At 49.2% G+C, this 21558-nt stretch carries 22 protein-coding genes; 20 read left to right on the forward strand and 2 right to left on the reverse strand.

Annotated features, from left to right (window positions below; genetic code table 11):
• Position 1 precedes the first annotated feature (1 nt).
• Positions 2-634 (reverse strand): GspH/FimT family pseudopilin, encoded by a 633-nt coding sequence (locus ACWAU0_RS23650; RefSeq protein WP_171694761.1) that lies wholly within the window; start codon positions 632-634, stop codon positions 2-4.
• 413 nt (positions 635-1047) lie between these two features.
• Between ACWAU0_RS23650 and ACWAU0_RS23655 the strand changes: the two genes are divergently transcribed.
• From ACWAU0_RS23655 to ACWAU0_RS23715, 13 genes are all read left to right on the forward strand, one after another.
• Positions 1048-1410: a response regulator gene (locus tag ACWAU0_RS23655; protein WP_033157425.1), complete on the forward strand. Its 363-nt coding sequence runs from the start codon at positions 1048-1050 to the stop codon at positions 1408-1410.
• Between the two features lie 39 nt (positions 1411-1449).
• A complete protein-coding gene (locus tag ACWAU0_RS23660) occupies positions 1450-3540 on the forward strand; it encodes a chemotaxis protein CheA (protein ID WP_205453861.1) in 2091 nt (696 codons plus the stop codon).
• A gap of 19 nt (positions 3541-3559) precedes the next feature.
• Positions 3560-4075: a chemotaxis protein CheW gene (locus ACWAU0_RS23665; protein ID WP_051670100.1), complete on the forward strand. Its 516-nt coding sequence runs from the start codon at positions 3560-3562 to the stop codon at positions 4073-4075.
• Between the two features lie 42 nt (positions 4076-4117).
• Positions 4118-6463, forward strand: a complete 2346-nt coding sequence (locus tag ACWAU0_RS23670) for a methyl-accepting chemotaxis protein (protein ID WP_458139384.1) — start codon at positions 4118-4120, stop codon at positions 6461-6463.
• A 45-nt stretch (positions 6464-6508) separates the two neighbouring features.
• On the forward strand, positions 6509-7015 hold the full coding sequence (locus ACWAU0_RS23675) for a chemotaxis protein CheW (RefSeq protein ID WP_033157428.1): 507 nt from the start codon (positions 6509-6511) through the stop codon (positions 7013-7015).
• Positions 7012-7773, forward strand: coding sequence for a ParA family protein (locus ACWAU0_RS23680; protein WP_033157429.1), 762 nt, complete (start codon positions 7012-7014; stop codon positions 7771-7773). Before ACWAU0_RS23675 ends, ACWAU0_RS23680 begins: the two co-directional genes overlap by 4 nt.
• Positions 7773-8282 (forward strand): STAS domain-containing protein, encoded by a 510-nt coding sequence (locus tag ACWAU0_RS23685; RefSeq protein ID WP_458139385.1) that lies wholly within the window; start codon positions 7773-7775, stop codon positions 8280-8282. The genes ACWAU0_RS23680 and ACWAU0_RS23685 overlap by 1 nt, the downstream gene beginning before the upstream one ends.
• Before the next feature lie 24 nt (positions 8283-8306).
• Entirely contained in the window at positions 8307-9143 is an 837-nt protein-coding gene (locus ACWAU0_RS23690; RefSeq protein WP_171694765.1) for a CheR family methyltransferase, read from the forward strand.
• Entirely contained in the window at positions 9140-9778 is a 639-nt protein-coding gene (gene cheD, locus ACWAU0_RS23695; RefSeq protein WP_458139386.1) for a chemoreceptor glutamine deamidase CheD, read from the forward strand. Before ACWAU0_RS23690 ends, cheD begins: the two co-directional genes overlap by 4 nt.
• 9 nt (positions 9779-9787) lie before the next feature.
• The gene (locus ACWAU0_RS23700; RefSeq protein WP_458139387.1) at positions 9788-10849 is read left to right on the forward strand and encodes a protein-glutamate methylesterase/protein-glutamine glutaminase; all 1062 of its coding nucleotides are present in this window, start codon (positions 9788-9790) and stop codon (positions 10847-10849) included.
• A 4-nt stretch (positions 10850-10853) separates the two neighbouring features.
• Positions 10854-12056 carry a methyl-accepting chemotaxis protein gene (locus ACWAU0_RS23705; protein ID WP_458139388.1) on the forward strand — a complete coding sequence of 401 codons (1203 nt, stop codon included), beginning with the start codon at positions 10854-10856 and terminating at the stop codon, positions 12054-12056.
• Positions 12057-12100: 44 nt separating this feature from the next.
• On the forward strand, positions 12101-12400 hold the full coding sequence (locus tag ACWAU0_RS23710) for an STAS domain-containing protein (RefSeq protein WP_033157434.1): 300 nt from the start codon (positions 12101-12103) through the stop codon (positions 12398-12400).
• Positions 12401-12472: 72 nt separating this feature from the next.
• The gene (locus ACWAU0_RS23715) at positions 12473-13570 is read left to right on the forward strand and encodes an AI-2E family transporter (RefSeq protein ID WP_415878681.1); all 1098 of its coding nucleotides are present in this window, start codon (positions 12473-12475) and stop codon (positions 13568-13570) included.
• A 5-nt stretch (positions 13571-13575) separates the two neighbouring features.
• Here ACWAU0_RS23715 and ACWAU0_RS23720 read toward each other — a convergent pair whose 3' ends face one another.
• Positions 13576-14988, reverse strand: a complete 1413-nt coding sequence (locus ACWAU0_RS23720) for a PhoH family protein (RefSeq protein ID WP_033157479.1) — start codon at positions 14986-14988, stop codon at positions 13576-13578.
• A 321-nt stretch (positions 14989-15309) separates the two neighbouring features.
• Here ACWAU0_RS23720 and ACWAU0_RS23725 point away from each other — a divergent pair, with 321 nt between their 5' ends.
• From ACWAU0_RS23725 to ACWAU0_RS23755, 7 genes are all read left to right on the forward strand, one after another.
• Positions 15310-15849: a hypothetical protein gene (locus ACWAU0_RS23725; RefSeq protein ID WP_171694768.1), complete on the forward strand. Its 540-nt coding sequence runs from the start codon at positions 15310-15312 to the stop codon at positions 15847-15849.
• A 25-nt stretch (positions 15850-15874) separates the two neighbouring features.
• Positions 15875-16597 carry a tetratricopeptide repeat protein gene (locus ACWAU0_RS23730; RefSeq protein ID WP_458139389.1) on the forward strand — a complete coding sequence of 241 codons (723 nt, stop codon included), beginning with the start codon at positions 15875-15877 and terminating at the stop codon, positions 16595-16597.
• Positions 16597-18555, forward strand: coding sequence for a DNA repair helicase YoaA (yoaA, locus tag ACWAU0_RS23735; protein WP_503428549.1), 1959 nt, complete (start codon positions 16597-16599; stop codon positions 18553-18555). The genes ACWAU0_RS23730 and yoaA overlap by 1 nt, the downstream gene beginning before the upstream one ends.
• 61 nt (positions 18556-18616) lie before the next feature.
• Positions 18617-19303, forward strand: coding sequence for a tRNA (adenosine(37)-N6)-threonylcarbamoyltransferase complex dimerization subunit type 1 TsaB (gene tsaB / locus ACWAU0_RS23740; protein ID WP_458139390.1), 687 nt, complete (start codon positions 18617-18619; stop codon positions 19301-19303).
• Between the two features lie 101 nt (positions 19304-19404).
• Positions 19405-20025, forward strand: a complete 621-nt coding sequence (locus tag ACWAU0_RS23745) for an L-threonylcarbamoyladenylate synthase (protein WP_101051618.1) — start codon at positions 19405-19407, stop codon at positions 20023-20025.
• A gap of 5 nt (positions 20026-20030) precedes the next feature.
• Positions 20031-20684 carry a site-2 protease family protein gene (locus tag ACWAU0_RS23750; protein ID WP_033157440.1) on the forward strand — a complete coding sequence of 218 codons (654 nt, stop codon included), beginning with the start codon at positions 20031-20033 and terminating at the stop codon, positions 20682-20684.
• A gap of 2 nt (positions 20685-20686) precedes the next feature.
• Entirely contained in the window at positions 20687-21508 is an 822-nt protein-coding gene (locus ACWAU0_RS23755) for a segregation and condensation protein A (protein ID WP_033157441.1), read from the forward strand.
• The last annotated feature ends 50 nt before the right edge of the window (positions 21509-21558 follow it).

Here is a 21558-nt window from a genome sequence, read left to right on the forward strand (position 1 = left end):
ACTAAAATGGGGGTAAGCAGGAGGTGATATTCGAGGCGGTGCTTGCGACCGTGTCCTTGTTTGGTATGCCATCGTTGTTTGCATCGAGGCCCATGCGCAATCGACCGATAGGGCTAACGATTATCAGCCTAGAGGTGTTTGCTTCGGGGACGTTATTGCCGTCGCTGTTGTTGCAGATTACAAAGCTACCTCCACCATTACTTTGTCCAGAAGAACTAAAATTAATGAAGTCTGAAAAACTATTGCCTCGCAAGGTATAAGAGGCGCTTAGTGCTCCATAAGTTTTGAGAAGCACATCGTCGCCTGTGTCGAACTCGCCATTGTCATTTGCATCCGTGAAAACATCCCAGCCTTGCTCCCAATTCGCTGAAGCCCAGGCGGTCTTGTTCTTATTAGTCGATGATTTGTCGTCAACTTTGCGCACAGTCACCGATACGCCACGTTTTACCGCTTCGCTTCGCGCTAAATTCAATGCTGTGACTAATTCGTTGGCTGATGTGGTTAAGCGGTTGTTGCTGATAATCGAAGTGAAGCTTGGAATTGCAATACCCACCAGAACGCCTGCGATAGCGATGGTCACCATCAGCTCAACCAGCGTGAATCCTTTAGATGTTTCGGTGAATAATTTTTGCATGATTTATTGGATTGTGACTCAGGTAGTTGGGCGCAAATGAACTCGAACTCTGTTGCTGTTATTTGCCGCTCCGGCCTATGAAAAGTGCATTTCTACTCTGGGAATAGGGAAGCGTTGGCTCGTCAAAATCGAGTTTGAAGATAGCACAGGATTCAACAAAGTTATGCGAGTTAAACCACAATCGCAATGTGAGTGTTTACAGATTTTCGCCAAAATGGCGGTCCCTGCAACGAAGCGTCTTAGATTTTTAAAATGAGTGTTTTTCGGCAAGATCAGCTTTCTCTAACTACAATCTTAGCTGAGCTTAGCTACAATCTGAGCAATGTAAAATGCTAATCAGCTGAACTGGCAATCGCAGTTTGTGCTGATTTAACAGTTTTAAATTATGTTCGATAAATTTTGAGGAGAAAATTGTGGCAACAATTCTTGCTGTAGACGATTCCGCATCAATGAGGCAGATGGTGGCGTTTACCTTAAAAGGCGCTGGCTATAACGTGGTAGAAGCGGTTGATGGAGCGGATGCCTTGAATAAAGCGAAAGCGCAAGCTTTTGACTGCGTCGTTACCGATGTCAATATGCCAAACAAGGACGGAATTGAGTTGATTAGAGACTTACGCGCTTTACCAAACTACAAGTTTACGCCGATGTTGATGCTGACCACTGAAGCGGGAGCGGATAAAAAGCAGCAGGGCAAAGATGCCGGTGCAACGGGCTGGATAGTGAAGCCATTCAATCCCGACCAACTCTTGAAAACGATCAAAAAAGTGATGGGTTAAGCGTCCGCCTCTTCAGAGACATCAGCACCGGGTAATTCTATGTCAATCGATATGGCGCAATTTCATCAGGTTTTTTTCGAAGAGAGTTTCGAAGGACTTGACGCGATGGAATCGGGATTGCTCAACCTTGATTTGGGGGATGTTAACGTCGAAGACATCAACACCATTTTCCGCGCCGCGCATTCGATCAAAGGCGGTAGCGGAACTTTCGGTTTTACCGCGGTTTCCGACTTTACCCATGTCATGGAGACCTTGCTTGATGAAATGCGCGACGGCCGCAGAAAGATCACGCAACCGGCGGTTGATGTATTGTTGGGGTCAGTCGATTGTCTGAGAGATATGCTGCAATCGATACAAAACGGCAGTGAAGTGGATCAGTCTGATGTCGCTGGGCATAAATTAGCATTGGATAACGAGCTAAATAATACAGTGCCCAGTTCCCCTGCAGGGAGACACGCTCCGGACACATCGGCGTCAAAAAGTGCTGCGGATTTGCCGGCTGAAGAAGCTGAACAAATCGCCGGCTGGGTGATAGCCTTCAGCCCGCATTTACATTTGTTGAAGACCGGTAACGAACCGGTACGGATGTTCAGGGAGTTGGCAGCCCTGGGCCAATTGACGACAACCGTTGATTTACAAGGTGTACCCGATCTTGACGATTTGGATCCGGAAGAGTGTCATTTGTCCTGGAAATTGCGTGTTTCGGGCGATATTCCGGAGGCGGAAATTGACGAGATTTTCGATTGGGTCGAGGACGATTGCGATTTGGCTAAACAACCGATCTACAAAACGTCCACAGGTTCTGCGCAAGCCCAGGTCTCAGTAGACATCGCTATAACGCCCGTTACAAACAGCGTTCATAGAGACATCAGCCCTGAGTTTGCAAGTACCGGAGAATCTGAGTCGAATACGCTGGAGCGTAAAAACGGCAAAAAAGAGGAAGCAAAAGCCGCACCGAAAGGTTCAAGTTCCATTCGCGTGGATACCAGCAAAATCGATACCTTGATTAACATGGTAGGGGAGTTGGTCATTACGCAATCCATGCTCAGCTTATTAGGCGAACATTTCGAACTGAATAAACTTGATCAATTGAAAAACGGACTTTCTCAGCTAGAGCGGCATACCCGCGAACTGCAGGAAAGTGTGATGAACATTCGCATGCTGCCTATCAGTTTCGTGTTTAGCCGTTTCCCACGGCTGGCGCATGATATCAGCAGCAAACTAGGTAAAAAAATCGAACTTAAATTGGTGGGTGAACACACCGAAGTGGATAAGACAGTCGTCGAACTGCTCAGTGATCCCTTGGTCCACTTAGTCAGAAACAGCTTGGATCATGGCATTGAAATGCCCGATGTCAGGCTCGCGGCCGGCAAACCCGAGACGGGTACGGTTACCCTTGAAGCTTATCATCGCGGCGGGAACATCGTGATTGAAGTGACTGACGATGGTAAAGGCCTCGACAAAGATAAATTAAGGGCCAAAGCCATTGAAAAAGGTTTGATCGATCCCGATGCGATCTTAAGCGATAAGCAAACATACGAGCTGATTTTTATGCCGGGGTTTTCTACGGCCGAAAAGCTTACCGATATTTCCGGTCGCGGCGTGGGGATGGATGTGGTGCGACGTAATATCCAGGCTTTGGGCGGCAACATAGAAATCCTTTCCGAGTTAGGCAAAGGGTCCACCATTTCCATTCATCTCCCGCTGACTCTGGCTATCCTGGATGGTCAGTCGATTGCGGTTGGCGACGAAACCTACATATTACCCTTGGGTTCTATTATCGAGTCACTCCATGTCAAGGAAGACAGGCTCAATCGAGTAGCGGGCAAAGGCGAAACTTTCCTGTTACGCGGCCAATATCTGCCGATTATCAGAATGCATCAAATTTTTAACGTACCCACCGCGAAAACCACCAAGCTAACCGAAGGTTTAATTGTGGTTGTCGAAGGGCAAGGGTTGCGTTGCGGATTGTTCGTGGATGATCTGCTTGGCCAGCAGCAAGTGGTCATCAAGTCGCTCGAGGCGAATTATCGACGGATTGACGGGGTATCCGGCGCAACTATTCTGGGCGATGGTTCGGTGGCACTGATTCTTGATATCCCCGGTCTCGTGCGTTTAGCCAATCAATAAACCTAACCTAAAGCGTGTCATGTCGGAAATAATCGAACTCAGCAACACTGACCAGCAAGATGCAAAGCGCTTGGATACTAGTTTGCAGTTTTTAAGCTTTACCTTGGGCCAGGAAGAATATGGGGTAGATATTCTGCGAGTTCAGGAGATTCGCAGTTGGGAGCCGGTATCGCGAATTCCTAATGTGCCGGCTTATGAAAAAGGTGTGGTCAATCTGCGCGGTGCGATAGTGCCTATCATTGATTTACGCGAGCGATTTCAACTGGGACACAGTGATTATTCGCCTTTGACGGTCGTTGTGGTCTTGCAAGCACACATGGCCGATAAAACCAGGATCATCGGGGTCGTGGTGGATTCAGTTTCAGACGTTGTCGATGTCAATAAAAAAAGTATCCAAAGCGCGCCGAATTTTGGTGCAAAAGTCAGTACTGAATTTATCAATGGCCTGGTTTCAGTAAATGGCCGAATGGTGATGCTGTTGGATGTAGATAAATTATTAAAACTTGATGGCCTGGATGGTGAAGATGAAAGTTAAAAAAAGAGCTGTTTATGGCTGGGTTGTAATGGAGGATATGCAATGAAACTCAATCACCCTGTGACTGATCGCGAAGTCTTAATGAAGCCAGGCACCATTTTGGTCACGCGCACCAATTTAAAAGGCATTATTACCTATGCAAACGACGCTTTTATCGAAATTAGCGGCTTTAGCAAGGATGAACTTGTGGGGGCGAATCATAATATGGTTCGTCATCCTGACATGCCGCCGGCGGCATTTGAAGATTTATGGAATTGTTTGAAGGCTGGGCGCCCGTGGACCGCACCCGTCAAAAACAGGACCAAGACCGGAGATTACTATTGGGTGGAAGCAAACGTAACGCCGGTGTTCAAGAATGGCAAAGTGCAGGAATACCTGTCGGTTCGTTACGCGCCATCCCGGGAACAAATCCAACAAGCCGAATCTTTGTATGAAAAACTAAATGCCAATAAAGCCACAATACGGCCGACGGGGATTAATGCGCTCATCAAGAAATTACTGGAACTGGGCTTGTGGAAAAAAGTGGGGATTATCTACCTGATCTTTTTGTTGCCGACGATCAATTCCATTTACGATCACTATATCGAACAAAAATACCCGGAGATGTTCCTGTTTTTGGGCTTGGCCGGATTTGCCTCAATATTGGGATATTCGGTGATTCGCAGTGTTGTAAAGGCTTTAGAGAATTCGATACGTATTTCTTATCGGATGGCGGATGAACAATTCCGGAATACTATAGATTTGGACCGTGGTGATGAGATCGGCGATTTCTATCGGGCCTTATACGGCATGCAAGTTAAATTGAATTCCGATTTGGCTTATTCCAAACAGGTAGCGTCGGAAGCGATGCGCATCAAACAGGCGCTCGACAATGTGCAGTCCTGTGTCATGGTGGCTAACAACGATTTAGACATCATCTACATGAATAAGACAGTAGCCGATATGTTCCAAAATGCGGAAGCGGATATTCGCAAGCAGTTGCCTGACTTCAATGCCAGCAAACTGATGGGCGCCAACATCGATCAATTCCATAAAAAACCAGCTCACCAACGAGGCCTGTTGGCAAACCTATCCAGCACATTTAGTTCTGCGTTGGTGATTGGCGGCAGACACATGAATATCGTTGCCAACCCGGTTAAGAACGACGAAAACGAGCGTATCGGCATCGTGGTCGAGTGGTTGGATAGAACGCATGAAGTAAAAATCGAGCAGGAAATTGCCAGCATTGTGGAAGCTGTCAAAGTGGGTGAGTTGTCCAGCCGGATTGAGATGGCCGACAAACAAGGCTTTTTTGAAACGCTCAGCGAAGGCATCAACGAACTGACCGATGTGATCGAAAATGTATTCAGAGATGTTGGTAGTACCATGCAAAGTATGGCTTCTGGAGATTTGACCAATCGAATCACCAGTGATTACCAAGGGGTTTATTTAAACTGCAAGAACGATATCAATACCACCATCGATAAGCTGAACGAAATTTTCGGTCAGGTTAGCGAGTCTGCTCATTTTATTAACAACTCGTCCCAAGAGATTGCCAGCGGTAATAACAATCTATCGCAACGCGCCGAGCAACAGGCTGCGAATTTGCAGCAAACTGCCGCCAGCATGGAGGAGTTGACCAGTACTGTAAAAAATAATGCCGATAACGCTCAGCAAGCTAACGCAGTGGCCAATAACGCCAGAGAATTGGCTGAAAAAGGTGGGAATGTCGTCAAGGCGGCGGTTTCCGCCATGCAGGAAATCAACGAGAGCAGTAATAAAATCGCTGACATCATCAGCGTGATTGATGAAATTGCCTTCCAAACCAATTTGTTGGCTTTGAATGCCTCAGTGGAAGCAGCCAGAGCAGGCGAGCAAGGTAGAGGCTTTTCCGTTGTTGCCACAGAGGTGAGAAATCTGGCGCAACGCAGTGCCACGGCAGCCAGGGAGAGTAAAGAGCTGATTCAAACCAGTGTGCAAAAAGTCAGAGCAGGCACCGAGTTTGTGAACGAAACCGGTAAAGCGCTGAACGAAATTGTGGCAGGTGTGCAGAAGGTGGGGGATATCGTCGCCCAGATTGCCGATGCAAGTATTGAGCAGTCTGCGGGTATAGGGCAGGTGAATCAGGCTGTTGCGCAAATGGACGAAATCACCCAACAAAACGCGGCCTTAGCCGAAGAAGCATCTGCCGCCAGTGTTTCAATGAGCGACTTGTCGACGAATATGGTCGAGATGTTGGCGTTTTTCAAAACAGAAAAAAAATCCGGGCAGCAAAAAGTTGTTCATCAAGTCGATAGTGCCAGTGTTGTTCGTGCAGAGGCCAATAGAATGGCATCATCGCCAGCGGTTCGTCAGCCGAGTAGTTTTAAGCAAACCTCACAAGCCGACGACGAGTGGCAGGATTTTTAGCGGAGTTGCTTGATTGACCAAACCATTAGATAGGGAATAGCCGCCATGACAGCCGATTTAGAATCCAATCAGCACGTTGAGCAATTTCTGACTTTCGAGTTGGAAGGCGAGGCATATGGCATCGAAATTTTGAAAGTCCAAGAAATTAGAGGCTGGGAGCCCATTAGAAAAATTCCCAATACCCCTGATTTTGTAAAAGGTGCGTTAAATTTGCGCGGTTCCATAGTGCCGATTGTCGATCTGCGCGAACGTTTTCAGATGCAAAAAGTGGAATATACCCCGGTGACGGTCGTTATTGTGATGAGTGTCAATACTGCTTCCGGTACTTCGGTGATGGGCATCGTCGCTGATGCCGTATCCGACGTGTTGGATATTAAGCTGTCCGATATAAAAGAAGCGCCGAATTTGGGGTCGAAAATCAATACTCAATATATGCGCGGCATGTTCGTCGGCAAGAAAAATATGGTGATGTTATTGGATGTCGATAAGCTTTTAAATCCGGAAGAGTTTGTCGGTATTGCCGGGCTTGCTGCTATTGCCGAGGGTAAATGAGCGCGAGGATTGTAGCGGTCCTTAACCAGAAAGGCGGGGTAGGAAAAACCACCACTTCGGTCAATTTGACCCACGCTCTAGCTAAACTCGGTAAGAAAATTACAGTGATAGACTTTGATCCGCAGAGTCATTTGGCCGTTTCGCTAGGTTCCGTAGATACGCAAACAAGTGGGATTGATAAGGTTTTGTTGGAAGGGGCGAGTCTCGCGGAGCAATCAATTCCGGTTAGAAAGAATCTGAATTTGGTGGTTGCCGGTCCAAGATTGCAGGAAATTGAGCAATTGACGGATGGTGGAGCCAGACGTGGCGATCTGCTTCGCAGAGCTTTGCTTGACGGCAATCGCGATGAAGATTTTATCTTTATCGATTGTCCCCCTTCTTCCGGGGTATTGGTGGCCAATGCCTTGTTTGCCGCCGATGAAATATTGGTGCCGATGACCAGTGATTATTTGGCATTGCAAGGCTTGTCGCATTTGGTGGGAACCATCAGGAAATTTGAAAGTGCTTTGAAAAGGCCCTACAAATTTTCCCTGGTCATGTCCAGGTATATTCCGGCCAGACGCATGTCAAAGGAGGTATTGAGTGTCATACAAAAATACTTCCCTGGGCAAATTTTGGCGACCACCATTCGGGAAACGGCTTTACTCGCAGAGTGCCCTAGTTTTGGTAAAACCATTTTTGAATATCGCCCGGGCTGCCGTTCCGCACGAGATTTTATGGCACTTGCCGAAGACTTTTTAGAAGGGAGGATGATGTAATGGCGGAACAAAATGAAGATAGTTTGATCGGTTACGACCCTCTGGCCTGGATGCATCGATCAGATTTCAATCACGACTCACAAAAAGCCCAAGTTAGTGAAGCGGAAGCGGACAGTTCGACAGAACTTGCGAGCTCGACAGAAACAGGGTCAAACCTTGAGACAGACTTGGATCAAGTGCCGGCCGACGCCTCTGAGCCATACGCCTCTCAAAGTGAGCGAGCGGTTTTGGTATTGGATCCGGTACTGAATATTCAAAATGTCGCGGCTCTCCACCAGCGCTTAACGCAGATGCTCAGCAATTTTGAGGCTATCGATATCGACGCTTCCGGCGTGACGATGATAGATACCGCAACTCTGCAACTGTTATTGATTTTAAAGCAGACTGCAATTGGCTTGCAGAAATCCGTTTCTATCGATTTTCCTTCCGATAAGTTTATTGAAGCCTCGGAGTTGTTGGGGATTGCCGAAATGTTGGAAGTTGATCAGGCTGCATCCGGCTTTTTTTGATGGGGTACTACCCGAATATACAAAATGAAAGAAAAAGCGCGCGAGTTTGAATATACCCAAGCAGATTTTGACGTTCTAAGGAAAATATCCAACCAATATTCCGGAATCTTGGTGCCGGACGATAAATTCGATATGTTTTATTCGAGGTTGTCGAAACGGGTCCGCATGCTGGGCTTCACCAGCTTCAAACAGTATTGTCATTATTTGAAAAACAACCCGGATACTGAGTTTACTGAATTTATTAATGCTGTCACCACTAACCTCACTTCTTTTTTTCGCGAAAATCACCACTTTGAATATTTAAGCAAGACAGTTGTACCGGGCTTGCTTAAAAAACATGCCGGGACTAAACAGATTAAAGTTTGGTCTGCAGGTTGCTCAACAGGTGAGGAGCCTTATTCTTTGGCGATGACCTTGAAGGAAAGCGTTCCGGCTGATTGGACTATAAATATTCTGGCTACCGATCTTGATACGAATGTTTTGGCCACCGCCGCAGCCGGTATTTACATGGCTGACCGCGTGACAGGAATAGCCGAGCAACGCCTTAAGCGCTGGTTTCAAAAAGGTGTGGGTGGACAAGCGAACAAGGTGCGAGTTAAACCGGAATTGAAAGAATTGATAGAGTTTAAACAATTGAATTTGATGCAGGAGTGGCCCTTGAAAGGGTATTTTGATTTTATTTTTTGCCGAAATGTTTTGATCTATTTTGATCGGGAAACCAAGGCGATGTTAGCGAATCGTTACTGCGGCTTATTGGAAGAGGGTTCATATTTATTCATTGGACATTCAGAATCCTTGCATCAGCTCGATACCGGATTCAGTTTGATAGGTAACACCATCTACAGGAAGTCAATTAAGTGAGTCATGTGCGACATGTGGATAGACCGCTTATCGCCGGCTTCGAAAACGTCAATCGATATTGGGATCAAGAAAATCAAATAGTGGCGGCAAAATTAATGCCCGGTGATTACTACGTCACCAAACAGGATGAAATGATTACGACTGTGCTGGGTTCTTGCGTGGCAGCCTGTATCAGGGATGTGGTGACCGGCGTGGGGGGTATGAATCATTTCATGTTGCCGGAGACCAGTAAAAATCGCTTGAATGCCAGAGACGAAGCTGTCGTTGGCAATGCCTCTCGCTATGGCAATTACGCGATGGAACATTTGATCAACGCTATTTTGCAAAATGGCGGTAAGCGTAAAAACCTGGAAGTTAAGCTGTTCGGCGGGGGCAAAATCATTGCTACCCTGGGTGATGTGGGGGCCAGAAACATTCAATTCGTCTTGGACTATGTGGACACTGAAGCGTTGAATCTGGTTTCTCATGATTTGGGCGATATTTATCCGCGTAAGGTGAATTTCTTTCCGCATACCGGACGGGTCAGAATGAAAAAAATTAAAGATTTACACAACCAAACTATCTTCCTGCGCGAGAAGCAATATAGTTCCAGTATCAAGGACGCACCGGTTGAAGGTAGCGTAGAGCTATTTTAGGAAACCAGGATGACAAAAATTAAGCTATTGATTGTTGACGACTCGGCATTAATTCGCCAAATGTTGACGCAAATTTTTAATGAGGCAGGCGATATTGAAGTAGTCGGCACGGCAAGCGATCCGATTATTGCCCGGGAGAAAATTAAGGCATTAAATCCGGATGTATTGACACTTGACGTAGAAATGCCGCGTATGGACGGGCTTACTTTTTTACGCAATTTGATGCGTTTACGACCGATGCCGGTGGTCATGATTTCAACGTTGACCGAAAAAGGCGCCGAAGTGACCCTTGATGCGTTAGCGCTCGGTGCGGTTGATTTCGTGGCAAAACCAAAAATCGATGTCTCCCATGGCTTACGAGCCTATGCGGATGAGATTATCGGTAAAATCAGGATGGCCGCTCAAGCAAAAGTCAAAGCTTTGGAAACCAATAGGGTTAATGTCCCAGCTCTTAATTCAGTGAATGAAAATGCAGCCAGTACGATGAAAAAGCATTTCAAAACGACTCATAAAATTGTGGCGTTGGGTTCTTCAACGGGCGGCACCGAAGCGGTCAAGGAACTGGTAAAAAGCCTGCCCAGGACGGCGCCGGCGATTGTCATTACCCAACATTTACCGCTCGCCTTCAGCGCTTCGTTTGCCAAACATGTTAACGAGGCCACTGAGATGACTGCTTGCGTGGCTAGCAATGGGCAGCTGATATTGCCCGGAAATATCTATATAGCGCCAGGTGATCAACATTTAATGGTTGTGAGAGATGGTGCTCGTTATGCGTGCCGCCTTGATGATGGTCCACCTGTCAACAGACACAAGCCTTCCGTGGATGTCCTGTTTCGATCAGTTGCCGAGAATGTGGGTAGCAATGCGGTTGGGGTTATGTTGACGGGCATGGGGGCGGATGGTGCCAGAGCCATGCTTGAGATGCGCGAGGCCGGGGCCGTCAACATAGTGCAGGATGAAGCATCCAGTATCGTTTGGGGCATGCCCGGCGAGGCCTACAAACTGGGAGCCGCGCATCATGTGTTATCCTTGGGGAAAATAGCGGAAAAAATCCTGGCCCTGGTGGATTGAAAATATGTTGCAGTTCCTAAAAGATAACGCGCTTCTGGTTTTATTCACGCTGGTAGTTTTGTTATTGCCGTTGCTTTCGTCCAACGCGCTGGTTTATTGGCTAGCCGCCCCCATCGCAACGATGTTGTGGATGGTCAAAGCATTTCGTGCGCAACGTGCGCAAGTGTCAGCCTTGACAAACAGCAAGGGTCTAAGCGAAGCCGAATTGGTGCGCGCGATTGATGACTATTTACTGCATTTGAAAGATTGTATCGACCAAGAAGCCTCCTATTTTCGCGCGGAATTGGAACAGCTCAAATCCATGCTTGCCGATGCGGTGACTACGATGTCCAACAGCTTCAATAGCTTGGCTAGTTTGACGTCCGGGCAGTCATCCTTAGTATATTCGTTGGTAGCTGATCTGGAAGGAAGTACCGACAAAGGGCGTAGCAGTATCAATTTCACGAGTTTTGCTCAGGAAACCGATGATGTCCTGCAGTTTTTTATCGATCATATTCTGCAAATCAGTAAGCAGAGCATGGAAATGGTCGCGGTCATCAATGATGTTGGGGGCCATATGGCTCATGTCGAGAAACTATTGGGCGATGTGCAGAAGATTGCCGATCAAACCAATTTGTTGGCTCTGAATGCCGCCATAGAAGCAGCCAGGGCGGGAGAAGCCGGTCGAGGCTTTGCAGTGGTTGCGGGAGAAGTGCGGAATCTTTCAAAAAACTCCGATAAGTTCAGCGAGGAAATTAAGCGCGTGGTGAAGGCCTCCAAGGATAATATCCGCGAAGCGCAAACCATGATCGAAATAATGGCCTCCAAAGACATGAATGTGGCGATTAGTTCCAAGGCCAGTATCGACAAGATGATGGATGATATCGCCATCATTAATGCCAATATCTCCAACAATGTCGGCGAAATTTCCCAACTGACCAATCAAATCGAGTTCAATGTGGGTAATGCGGTGAGAGGTCTGCAATTTGAGGATATGGCCCGGCAATTGATTGAATACTTACAATTCAATTTAGAACATTTCGGTTCGCTATCTGACGAGGTCAGTATAGGTTTGGGGGTATTTAAAACCGGTGGCGACACTGATTGGCGTGACCAATTACGGCAAGGCTCGGATCGCTTGAAAATCATGAAGCAACAGTGGCAAGTCAGAAAATCGCACATTGTGTCGCAATCTTCCATGGAAGAAGGCGATGTGGATCTGTTTTAGGCTAAAGGTAAGAGATGACATGAAAATTTGTGAGGTTAAAGAATATGGGTATTGATGCACGTGTTGATGCGGGAGTGCTGTCGATTAAAATAAGCGGCCGGTTCGATTTCGGCGTGCATAACGAGTTTCGCGAAGCCACCAAGCTGGTTGAAAGTGGCGTGAAGTTGATAGAAGTGGATTTGATCGGCACCGAATACTTAGATAGCTCAGCCCTTGGCATGCTGTTAGTTCTGCGAGATAAGATGGCGGGTGATAAGTCGGCAATACGGATTAAAAATTCGCGTACCGAAGTTAAAAAAATTTTGGAAATCGCTAATTTTGATAAATTATTTACACTATCCTGAGCAATCCCGCTTTTTTATATAACCTAATGGCGCGATCAAACCGACAACGGTTTGCGTAGCCGCCAACACCTCATGAACCAGCAGACTGAATTTTCCAGTTCCGATTTCATTAGAAATTTTTTCCAGCGATTTCTACCCAATTCCCAAGTTGTTTCCCTAGCCATAGTTTTGCTGGGCGGCTTTTTATTGATATACGGCTTGCTGGATTTGCTGATGCCGGTCTTTGTGGCGATTGTGTTGGCGTATCTACTGGAAGGGCTGGTGGTTAAAGCCGAACAGCGTCAACTCGGTCGTTTGATTTCGGTACATCTCGTATTCTTTGCGTTTATGGCTGTGCTGGGTTTTGTGTTGTTCGTGCTGGTGCCGATAGTCTCCGAGCAAACCGTGCAACTGGTGCAACACATACCGGAGATTGTTTCCAGTACCCAAGCCGAAATCATGCGCTTCCCTGAACGCCATCCGGAACTGATTTCGGAAGTCCGGATTCGCGAAATCATGTTCTCCATTCAGCAAGACTTGCTCAAGTATGGTCAGGATTTGATCTCCGGCTCCGCCCAATCGTTTGTCGGATTGGTGGCGGTCATCATTTACTTGTTTTTGGTGCCGTTGATGGTGTTTTTCTTTCTGAAAGATAAACAGGTTTTATTGGGCTGGTTTGTACAGTTTCTGCCAAGGGATACCAGTCTTAGCCTGCGAGTGTGGCATGAAGTCGATAGGCAAATAGCCAATTACGTTAGAGGCAAATTTCTCGAAGTGTTTATCCTGTGGGCGGTCAGTTACATAGTCTTCTGGTTGTTGGGTTTGAATTATGCGATGTTGCTTGCGGTACTGATGGGTTTATCTGTGGTGATTCCTTATGTCGGCGCGACATTAGTCACTTTTCCAGTATTGGCGGTGGCTTATGTGCAGTGGGGCGTGGGCGGCAGTGATCATTTTATGTATGTGTTTATTGCCTATTCAGTGATTCAGGCGCTGGATGGTGTCATATTGGTGCCGCTGCTGTTTTCTGAAGCCGTGAATTTGCATCCTATTGCAATTATTGTTGCCATCCTGTTTTTTGGCGGCTTGTGGGGTTTTTGGGGGGTATTTTTTGCGATACCCTTGGCCACGCTGGTTAAAGCGGTATTAATGGCGTGGCCAAAGGCTGAGATTAGTCAATCATCGGCTTGATGGCTTTACAAATTATCGGATGCAAAATCCGCCAGGCGCGAACGCTCGCCACGCCGCAAAGTAATGTGGGCGCTATTCGGCCAAGATTTGAAACGGTCAACCACGTAGGTCAAACCGGAGCTGGTTGCCGTTAGATACGGCGTATCGATTTGTGCCAGATTGCCGATACAGATGATCTTAGTGCCAGGCCCCGCTCGGGTAATCAAGGTTTTCATCTGTTTGGGCGTCAGGTTTTGTGCCTCGTCGATAATCAGGTAGCGGTTCAGAAAAGTCCGTCCGCGCATAAAGTTCAGCGAACGAATTTTTACCCGGTTCATCATGACGTTTTGCGACGCGCCTTGTTCCCATTCGGTCGTGCCCGAGCGGCTGCCCAGCAACTCCAGGTTGTCCATCAATGCCCCCATCCACGGCGCCATTTTTTCCTCTTCCGTACCCGGTAAAAAGCCGATGTCCTCGCCGACCGGCATGGTCTCCCGTGTCATGATAATTTCCAAATAGGCTTTGCTTTCCAGAGTCAAAGACAGGCCGGCTGCCAGTGCCAGCAAGGTTTTACCGGTGCCGGCAGAGCCTATTAACGTCACGAAGTCCACGTTTGGGTCGAGCAGGGCATTCAACGCAAAATTTTGCTCGCGGTTTTTGGCGGAAATCCCCCAGATGCTATTGTGTTTGGTCCGATAATCGCGGGCCAATTGCAACACCGCCGTGTCGCCTTCGCGGCTTTTCACGATGGCTTCGAAGTTATCTTCGCCTTCCATATACAGATATTGGTTGGGATACCATTCGGCCACCAGCGGACCATTCACGCGGTAGTATGTGTGGTCGTTTTCCTGCCACGATTCCATCTTACCGCCGTGTTCCTCCCAGAAGTCGCTGTCCAGCGGCATCGTACCAGTGTAGAGCAGGTCTATATCTTCGATGGTTTGATCGTTATGGTAATCCTCGGCAGTAATCTGTAGCGCGGCTGCTTTGATGCGCATATTGATGTCTTTGGAGACTAGGATTACATTCACATCCGGGTATTCCTTACCCAAGGCCAATACGATACTGAGGATAGAATTATCGGCAATCTGTCCAGGTAGGTCGGCAGGGAGTAGATGCGACAATTGCCGGGTTTGAAAATACAAACGGCCGTCGAATTCTCGCTCGCCGTTCCGAGCATAATCGATGCGCGACAGCGGTAGCCCGGCGTTGATGGTTTGTTGATCAGCATCGCGGATTAATTCGTCCAAAAACCGGCTAACTTGGCGGACGTTGCGCGATACGTCGGATAAGCCTTTTTTGGCGTGATCCAATTCTTCCAGCACCACCATCGGAATGAAAACATTGTGTTCTTGAAAGCGAAAAATGGACGTTGGGTCGTGCATCAGTACGTTGGTGTCCAACACGAACAATTTTTTGCCGGCGGATTGAATATTCATATTATCCTTGTAAAAAGCGTGGAAAAGCGGTTTCAACGCAAACCCGGTGCTGCGCTAAAGGTATTTCTACTCCAAGTGTAGAGTTATCGTCAACCGAGCTATCGCTTGCCCTGCGCCCGATAAGCGTTGCTACCCTATGCAAAAGAGTAGTGCGATTTCACCGTCAATTCCGGGTTTTTTAAAAATACCGGCGCCAATAATCGACTAATCTCCAGTTTCTCTATACTTAAGCCGTCGTCATTGCTTTTGTATAGTCGGTTACAATAGGGCGCATATGTCGCGACAACTTTATTTGTATCGGTATTTTTAGGATAGTTATTTATGACACTTTCACCATCAAGCCAGCCAGACTTGGGTTGGAGCCAGATTAGGGAAACCATCAAGCTGTTGACCGTTTCGGTTGCTCAGGTTGAGGGAAGCATGAAAGCCGGTGATGAGTCGGTCTCAGCCTTGGCCGACTCGTTTACCGGTATGGTTGAAGATATGAAAAATATTCATCAGTTACTGAGTAGTTTTCAGCAGAGCGAGAGCCGCGACCAGGCTCTGGCGCATTGCGAGGCGACCCAGGATAAAATCTATTCGGCGATTGTGGCGTTCCAGTTTTATGATCGCCTGCAGCAATGCTTGCAACACGTGTCCAACAATCTAAAAGGCTTGTCGGTCATCATCGATACGCCGCAGAGGTTATATAATCCTGCCGAATGGTATAAGTTTCAGGAAAGCATTCGCAACCAGTACACTATGGAATCTGAAAAAGTGATGTTTGATGCTATCCATCAGGGCAAAAGCGTCGATGAAGCGCTAGCCTTGTTTCAACAAGCAAATCGGCAAAGCGACGACGATGAAATCGAACTGTTTTAATTTTACTTGGCTACTCAAATCGTAAATGAAAAAAAAATCTCTGTTAATTTTGTGCCCTCTGTTACTGATATTAACGGCGTGTAGTAATCCTGGCTCAGAACCACCGGTGGCCGGCAGCGTACCGGCCAAAAAAGCCCCGGCTAAAAAATCAGCGGCAAACAAAGCTCCCGCAACTACGGCTAAAAAACCGGTGTCTAGTCCCGATACCGCCACCTATCCTATCGAAAGTGTCAGCAATAACTTTAAAGATGAACCGAATCTGCCGACCTTTCGCGCCGAGCCGTTGATGCCGCCGGCCGATATTCCGCCGCCTGTGCCAGCCAGTCCGGCTCTAGCGGCACCCGCTCCTGCGGCGGTGGCTACAGCAACTGCGCCGGCACCGAGGTTTGTCATAGAAGACGCGCGCATCCCCAGCGGCACGCCGCCGGCAGTGGTGGCTTTAATTAGCGAGTCAGACCGTAGCCGTAATAGTGGCGACCTGGATGCTGCAGTGGTCGTGATGGAACGGGCGCTACGCATCGATTCACGCAACCCCACGCTGACTTACAAGCTGGCGCAGCTCAGAATCAAGCAAAATAAACCGCAACTTGCCGAAGAATTGGCCGGCAAGGCCGCTTTGCTGGCTGGTGGTGATCTGGATTTGAAACGCAAAAGCTGGTTGTTGATCGCCGAAGCCCGGCAAATGCAGCAAAATGCCCAAGGGGCAAGAGAAGCTAAAGCCAAGGCGGACAGCTTTTTCGGTCGCTAGTGGTTGACAGTTCCAAGACGGCGCTTGCCGGTGCCGCCAGCAAATTGGCCGATGTTTTTGGCGACGGCGGCGCCTTAGCCGAGGTTATCAGCGGTTATTCGCCGCGCGCCGCGCAGATCGAGATGGCCGAAAAAATCGCCTACGCCATCGAGTCCCAGCAAAACCTGATTGCCGAGGCCGGCACCGGTACCGGCAAAACCTTTGCCTATCTGATTCCTGCGATCCTGTCCGGCAAGAAAGTCATCGTTTCCACCGGCACCAAAAATCTACAAGATCAATTGTTCAACAAGGATTTGCCGGTGATCCGCAAAGCCTTGAGCAGAAGGCCGTTCAAAGCCAGCTTGTTAAAAGGCCGCGCTAATTATTTGTGCACCTACCGGATGGAACAGGCTTTGAATTCCGCGTTCGGTTACAGCCAGGAAGACGCGGCGGCGTTGGCGCAGATCAAGGCTTGGTCGAAACGCACCAAGGCCGGCGATGTCTCGGAAGTGGCTGACGTGCATGACGGCGATCCGATCTGGTTTCACGCCACCTCCACCACCGACAATTGCCTGGGGCAGAACTGCCCGGATTATGCCGATTGCTTTTTAACCAAAGCCCGCAAACAGGCCCAGGAAGCCGAGATCGTGGTGGTCAATCACCATTTGCTCTGCGCAGATTGGTCGATCCGCGAGACCGGCTTTGGCGAGTTACTGCCGGATGCCGAAGTGGTGATCATCGACGAAGCGCATCAATTGGCCGATACCGCTTCAAATTTTTTGGGGGTGACGATCAGCGGCAAGCAGTTGGTTGACCTGGCCGACGACAGTCTGGCGGAATATTTCACCGACGCCAAGGACATGCCGGACCTGCGCACCGCCTGCGAGGACCTGCAACACGAAGTCAAGGATTTACGCCTAGCGTTTGGCCTGGAGCTACGCCGCGGCGACTGGCAAGACATCGAAACCAACCCCAAAATCGCCGGCGCGTTGGAATCCTTGCAAAAGCAATTGGCGCGGCTAACCGACCAATTGGAGCGCGCCTCGGTGCGCAGCAAAGGCCTGGAATCCTGCTTCGATAGGGCCGAAGCGCTGGACGCGCAACTGGAAACGCTGATCAACGACAAGGACGGGCAGTGGATCAAATGGTACGAAACCTACAGTAAGTCATTCACGCTCAGCCGCACGCCGCTGGATATTGCCAAGGAGTTTCGTGGTTTCATGGCCCGGCATAAAGCCACCTGGATTTTCACTTCCGCGACCTTGAGTGTGGCCAATAACTTCGTGCATTTTTCCAAGAATCTTGGGTTGAGCGGCGCGCTCAGCCAAAGCTGGGAAAGTCCGTTCGATTACCCGAATCAGGCCTTGTTTTATCACCCCAAAGGTTTGCCGCAGCCCAGCGATCCGGACTTTACCGACAAGATTGTCGAGTTCGCCTTGCCGGTGCTGGAAGCCAGCCGGGGCAGGGCGTTCTTCCTGTTTACCAGTCATAGAGCCTTGCAACGCGCCGCGCAATTGCTGGAAGGCAAGCTCGACCATCCCATTCTGGTACAAGGTACCAAGTCCAAGGGCGTATTGCTGGATCAGTTCAAGGAACTGGGCAATGCGGTATTGCTCGCCACTGCTAGCTTTTGGGAAGGCGTGGACGTGCGCGGTGACGCCTTATCTTGCGTCATCATCGACAAACTGCCGTTCGCTTCGCCCGGCGATCCGGTGTTGAAAGCGCGGATGAATGCAATGGAAAAGCAGGGCCGCAACCCGTTTTTTGAGCATCAACTGCCCAGCGCCATCATCATGTTGCGCCAGGGCGTGGGCCGCTTGATTCGGGATGTCAATGACCGCGGCGTGCTGATGGTCTGCGACCCCAGATTATTAAAGCGCTCCTACGGCCAGATGTTTCTGGATAGCGTGCCGGCGATGAAGCGCAGCCGCGAGATCGAGGATGTGCGGCGGTTTTTTGCGTTGGATGAATCACATTGAACTTTGCGTAGGCCGGAATAAGCGTTAGCGTTTCCGGCATCTTGTTGACAGAGGTACAGATTTGAAATTATTGGCAGTAGAAACCTCCACCGACGCTTGTTCGGCGGCCTTGTTTATCGATGGCGAGATTAGCGAAAAATTTGCCGTCGCCCCGCGCGAACATACCAAATTGATTTTACCGATGATCGACGAATTGATGGCCAATGCCCAGCTCAAGCCGCAACAACTGGACGCTATCGGTTTGAGTCGCGGGCCCGGTTCGTTTACCGGTGTCAGAATTGCCGGCGGCGTGGTGCAAGGCATTGCTTATGGTGCCGACTTGCCGGTGGTGCCGGTTTCGACTTTGGCGGCCATCGCCCAAGATTTTTTTAACCGGCGGTCCGATGCCCAGCTGAGTTTTACCGCAATGGACGCCAGGATGGACGAGATTTTTTGGGGCGTGTATCAACGTAACGAATTAGGTTTGACGGAGTTAAACGGCGCGGAAGCTGTTACGCCTGCTGGAGAAGTGATCTTTCCCGATCTGGCCGGCTTTGGTGTCGGTTCAGGCTGGGGCGTTTATGCGGAGCAGTTGGGCCAGCGTTTAGCTGAGCGTGTGCTGGGCGTCGAGGTGAAAGTCTGGCCGCGCGCAGGCTGTGTCGCGCAATTGGGCGCTTACGGTTTTGCTTGCGGTTTGGCGGTGCCTGTCGAGCAAGCCATGCCAGTTTATCTTCGCGATAAAGTCGCCAAAAAACAATCGGAAAGATGAGTCGGTTTCCGGTTCCCAGCGGCCGCTAAAACGGCCGCGCCACATTTTTAAATACCTTCTGGGGTACAATGCCCCTTTACCTAAGCCGATAGTTTTAGCCCATGGCGCAATATTTCGAAATTCACCCGAAGAACCCGCAGCCGCGCTTGATTCAACAAGCAGTCAATATATTGCGCAACGGCGGAGTCATCGCCTATCCCACTGACGCATCCTACGCGCTGGGTTGCCAGATCGGCGATAAGGCAGCCATGGATCAAATTCGCAGCCTCCGCCGGCTGGACGATAATCATAACTTCACACTGTTGTGTACCGACCTGTCACAGGTTTCCACCTTCACCAAAATGGGCAATGAAGCCCACCGCTTGATCAAAAAACTGACGCCCGGTCCGTTTACGTTTTTACTGGATGCCACACGCGAAGTGCCGCGCCGGTTGCAGCACCCCAAAAAGAAAACCATAGGCGTCAGAATCACCGACCATCCGGTAGCTCAAGCCTTGGTCGAGCAGCTTGGCGAACCATTATTGACCTCCACGTTGATGATGCCCGGCGATGAGGAGCCTTTGGCCGATCCTTACGAAATCCGCAAGCGGCTGGAAAAAGAGTTGGCCCTGGTCATAGATGTGGGCGTGATCGAATATCAACCCACTACCGTCATTGCTTGCGGCGACAAGTCGATTGACATTGTTCGGCAAGGTATCGGTATTGCGCCGATGTTGGAGTAAAAGCCATGATGGACGAATTAACCCTGATACAAAGGATCGTGGTGTGGATTTTGCCGGTGATTTTCGCGATCACCGGTCACGAGGTGGCGCACGGCTGGGTGGCCAAGAAGTTAGGCGACAACACCGCTGCCGACCAAGGCCGTTTAACGCTGAATCCTCTCAAACATATTGATGTGCTGGGCACCCTGATTATTCCCGGTTTATTGTTGCTGACCTTTACCGGTTTTGTGTTCGGGTGGGCCAAGCCGGTGCCGGTCGATCCCCGCGCGTTTAAAAAACCGCGCCAAGCCATGGCGATTGTGGCGGTAGCCGGCCCCCTGTCCAATCTATTAATGGCGGCGGCCTGGGCTTTGCTGTCTAGAATCGGCGTGATGTTGGAAATCGAATACATCTCTTTTCCGCTGATATACAGCGGCGTAGCAGGCATCAGCATCAATTTGGTTTTGGCTTTGATTAATCTTCTGCCGATACCGCCCTTGGACGGCAGCCGGATTTTGTCTGGAGTGCTATCGGATTACTGGGCTTGGCAATACAATCGTTTGGAACGGTTTGGTTTTATTTTTTTGTTGATATTACTCGCTACCGACGTGTTGCAATATTTGCTGGCTTATCCGATGTACTACGCCCAACAATTATTTTTTAGTTTGGCGGGCATGTAGTTTTGAACGACGTCGCATTACCGGTTGAAGCCGCGCTGCCGCCTCTGGCGCTGGTGCAAGGTCAGCCTTATCAGGATTTACCGGAAGACCTTTACATCCCGCCGGATGCGTTGGAAGTGTTTCTGGATGCGTTCGAAGGGCCGCTGGATTTGCTGTTGTATTTGATTCGTCGGCAGAATCTGGATATTCTCGACATCCCCATCGCGCAGATCACCCGGCAATATATCGCCTACATCGATATGATGGAAAATTTGCGTCTGGAGCTGGCCGCCGAATATCTGGTGATGGCCGCGCTGCTGGCGGAGATCAAATCGCGGATGCTGCTGCCCAGGCAGCCGGAAAGCGAAGAGGAAGAAGAGGACCCCAGAGCATTTTTGATTCGCAAATTGCAGGAATACGAAGCGATCAAAAAAGTGGCCGAAGAGATCGATCTGCTGCCCAGAAACGAGCGCGATACCTTTGAATTCGGCGTCGACACTTCAACCGTGGATGTACAGCAAATTTTGCCGGATGTGCAACTCAAGGAACTGCTGCTGGCCTTCCAGGACATACTGAAGCGCGCCGAGAGGCTTACCCATCATCAAATAACCAAAGAACCCCTATCAGTCCGTGAACGAATGGCAGCCATTTTGGAAAAACTTAACGGAGCAAATCAGCTCCCTTTCGCAGCGTGTTTTACCCGAAGTGAAGGAAAAAACGGAGTGGTTGTCGCGTTTCTTGCCATCCTTGAACTCTCCAAGGAACGCATCATCGACATCTTCCAATCCGAACCCTACGCCGGCATTCAGGTCAGAATCCGCCTCGATAGCGGCGCCGGCGACTGACTCACTGCTAGCCGAAACCGTCGTTGATGATGTTATTCCCACAGCCAAAC

The organism is Methylomonas sp. Uni0009 (assembly GCF_054188105.3).

Bases quoted from the DNA above. Each gene is read 5' to 3' on its own strand.
- ACWAU0_RS23650 (WP_171694761.1), bottom strand. From the start codon at position 634: ATGCAAAAATTATTCACCGAAACATCTAAAGGATTCACGCTGGTTGAG.
- ACWAU0_RS23660 (WP_205453861.1), top strand. From the start codon at position 1,450: ATGTCAATCGATATGGCGCAATTTCATCAGGTTTTTTTCGAAGAGAGT.
- ACWAU0_RS23665 (WP_051670100.1), top strand. From the start codon at position 3,560: ATGTCGGAAATAATCGAACTCAGCAACACTGACCAGCAAGATGCAAAG.
- ACWAU0_RS23670 (WP_458139384.1), top strand. From the start codon at position 4,118: ATGAAACTCAATCACCCTGTGACTGATCGCGAAGTCTTAATGAAGCCA.
- ACWAU0_RS23675 (WP_033157428.1), top strand. From the start codon at position 6,509: ATGACAGCCGATTTAGAATCCAATCAGCACGTTGAGCAATTTCTGACT.
- ACWAU0_RS23680 (WP_033157429.1), top strand. From the start codon at position 7,012: ATGAGCGCGAGGATTGTAGCGGTCCTTAACCAGAAAGGCGGGGTAGGA.
- ACWAU0_RS23685 (WP_458139385.1), top strand. From the start codon at position 7,773: ATGGCGGAACAAAATGAAGATAGTTTGATCGGTTACGACCCTCTGGCC.
- ACWAU0_RS23690 (WP_171694765.1), top strand. From the start codon at position 8,307: ATGAAAGAAAAAGCGCGCGAGTTTGAATATACCCAAGCAGATTTTGAC.
- ACWAU0_RS23700 (WP_458139387.1), top strand. From the start codon at position 9,788: ATGACAAAAATTAAGCTATTGATTGTTGACGACTCGGCATTAATTCGC.
- ACWAU0_RS23705 (WP_458139388.1), top strand. From the start codon at position 10,854: ATGTTGCAGTTCCTAAAAGATAACGCGCTTCTGGTTTTATTCACGCTG.
- ACWAU0_RS23710 (WP_033157434.1), top strand. From the start codon at position 12,101: ATGGGTATTGATGCACGTGTTGATGCGGGAGTGCTGTCGATTAAAATA.
- ACWAU0_RS23715 (WP_415878681.1), top strand. From the start codon at position 12,473: ATGAACCAGCAGACTGAATTTTCCAGTTCCGATTTCATTAGAAATTTT.
- ACWAU0_RS23720 (WP_033157479.1), bottom strand. From the start codon at position 14,988: ATGAATATTCAATCCGCCGGCAAAAAATTGTTCGTGTTGGACACCAAC.
- ACWAU0_RS23725 (WP_171694768.1), top strand. From the start codon at position 15,310: ATGACACTTTCACCATCAAGCCAGCCAGACTTGGGTTGGAGCCAGATT.
- ACWAU0_RS23730 (WP_458139389.1), top strand. From the start codon at position 15,875: ATGAAAAAAAAATCTCTGTTAATTTTGTGCCCTCTGTTACTGATATTA.
- ACWAU0_RS23745 (WP_101051618.1), top strand. From the start codon at position 19,405: ATGGCGCAATATTTCGAAATTCACCCGAAGAACCCGCAGCCGCGCTTG.
- ACWAU0_RS23750 (WP_033157440.1), top strand. From the start codon at position 20,031: ATGATGGACGAATTAACCCTGATACAAAGGATCGTGGTGTGGATTTTG.